General features: G+C 71.2%; 2 protein-coding genes. One reads left to right on the top strand and one right to left on the bottom strand.

All coding sequences use genetic code 11. The annotated features are described in order from the left end of the window. On the bottom strand, window positions 1–896 hold an 896-nt coding region (dapE, locus tag G6020_RS14630; protein ID WP_182611108.1), incomplete at its 3' end, for a succinyl-diaminopimelate desuccinylase. 7 nt (window positions 897–903) lie between these two features. Between dapE and dapD the strand changes: the two genes are divergently transcribed. Beyond that, on the top strand, window positions 904–1,872 hold the full coding sequence (gene dapD / locus G6020_RS14625; RefSeq protein WP_179525597.1) for a 2,3,4,5-tetrahydropyridine-2,6-dicarboxylate N-succinyltransferase: 969 nt from the start codon (window positions 904–906) through the stop codon (window positions 1,870–1,872). The last annotated feature ends 71 nt before the right edge of the window (window positions 1,873–1,943 follow it).

Here is a 1,943-nt window from a genome sequence, read left to right as displayed (position 1 = left end):
AGCGCGTCGAGGGCGTGCGCGAGAGCGGCATCGGTGTGCCGGTCCGGCGCGAAGCGGAAGTTGACGTCGAGCCACGCCTCGTCCGGGACGGTGTTGCCGGCCACGCCCGCGGACATCCTCACGGCCTGCAGCCCCTCCCGGTAGACGCAGCCGTCGATGTCCACCGAGCGCGGTCCGTACCTCTCCAGCGCCGCCAGCACCGGGGCGAGGCGGTGCACGGCGTTGTCCCCCAACCAGCTCCGCGCCGAGTGGGCCCGGGTGCCGCGGGCGTGGACCCGGATCCGGAGGGTGCCCTGGCAGCCCGCCTCGATCAGGCCGCCGGTGGGCTCGCCGAGTATCGCCACGTCCCCCGTGAGCCAGTCCCGGTGGGTCCGTTCGAGGAACCCGAGACCGTTCGCGGTCGCCTCGATCTCCTCGCAGTCGTAGAGCACCAACGTGAGATCGTGCGCGAGCTCGGCGGAGTCCGCCAGGGTCGCGAACAGGTGGAGGAACACGGCGTCGCCGGATTTCATGTCGACGGTCCCACACCCGTGCAGGACCTGATCGGCTCCCTCACCCGTGAGTCGGCACGGGACGTTGTCCGCCACCGGGACGGTGTCGAGATGTCCGGCGAGCACCACCCGGGTCGGCAACCCCCTCGAGGTGCGGGCCAGAACGCGGTGGCCGTCCCGCACGAGTTCGGTCCGCCCGGCGGCCGGACCCGTGAAGCCGGCGACCACGGATGCGAGCGCCGTGTGGACGGCGCCGGCGATCTCCGCCTCCTCCCGGGAGGGACTGGCGATGTCGACGAGGGCGCGGGTGAGGTCGACCGGGTCGGCGGTCAGATCGAGGGCGGCGGTCACGGCGTCCACCTTAGATGCCCGTGGCCGGTACGCGCCGGGGCCGACCGCTAGCATCGGGGGCATGAGTGCACACGGAGCCGTGGCCACCGGAATCGCCACCCTGACGTCCGATCACACCGTCCTCGACGTGTGGTACCCAGCGCCCCAGCTCGGAGCGGCCTCCGAGGGGGGTCACCGAATCCTGTCGGGTGACGAGGTCCCCGAGGAGCTGGCTCCCCTCACCGGACCCGACGCCGATCGCGGTGTCGAGCGGGTCGCGGTGCGGGTCGAGATCGAGGACCTCACGCAGGCCCCGACCGACGCCTATGACGCCTACCTGCGGCTGCACCTGATCTCCCACCGGCTCATCCGGCCGCACTTCGCCAACATGGACGGGTTGTTCGGGACACTGGCCAACGTCGTGTGGACCAACTTCGGCCCCTGTGAGGTACCGGGATTCGAGATGGTGCGTGCCAGGTTGCGCGCCCGCGGCCCGGTGACGGTCTACGGCGTGGACAAGTTCCCGAGGATGGTGGACTACGTGGTCCCGTCCGGGGTCCGGATCGCCGACGCCGACCGCGTCCGACTGGGTGCCCATCTGGCGGAGGGGACGACCGTCATGCACGAGGGGTTCGTCAACTTCAACGCCGGCACCCTCGGGCCGTCGATGGTCGAGGGACGCGTCTCGGCCGGTGTCGTGGTCGGTGCGGACTCCGACGTCGGTGGCGGCGCGTCGATCATGGGAACCCTCTCGGGCGGCGGCAAGGAGACCATCTCGATCGGCGAGCGCTGCCTGCTGGGTGCCAACTCCGGAATCGGGATCTCGCTCGGCGACGACTGCGTGGTCGAGGCCGGGCTCTACGTCACTGCCGGGACCAAGGTGGACGTCCGGGCCGGGGCCTGGGCCGATCGCGAGCCCGTCAAGGCGGGCCAGCTCTCCGGGATGGACAATCTGCTGTTCCGGCGCAACTCCGTCTCCGGCGCAGTCGAGGCCGTGCCGTGGAAGCGTGAGGGCGTCGAGCTGAACGAGGCGCTCCACGCCAACGACTGACCTCCCGCGACGCTCGCCGGCGGCGTCGACCTCCAACGACAAGGACGTTCCGCACACATCGCCCGAGAGGC

Origin of the sequence: Dietzia sp. B19 (assembly GCF_014145155.1) — a bacterium.
Lineage (GTDB): Bacteria > Actinomycetota > Actinomycetes > Mycobacteriales > Mycobacteriaceae > Dietzia > Dietzia natronolimnaea.
The sequence above is the reverse complement of the archived record's forward strand: the minus strand, read 5'-3'. Positions and strand labels throughout refer to the sequence as shown.

Excerpts from the sequence above, each read along its gene's own strand:
- dapD (WP_179525597.1), top strand. The coding sequence starts at position 904 with ATGAGTGCACACGGAGCCGTGGCCACCGGAATCGCCACCCTGACGTCC.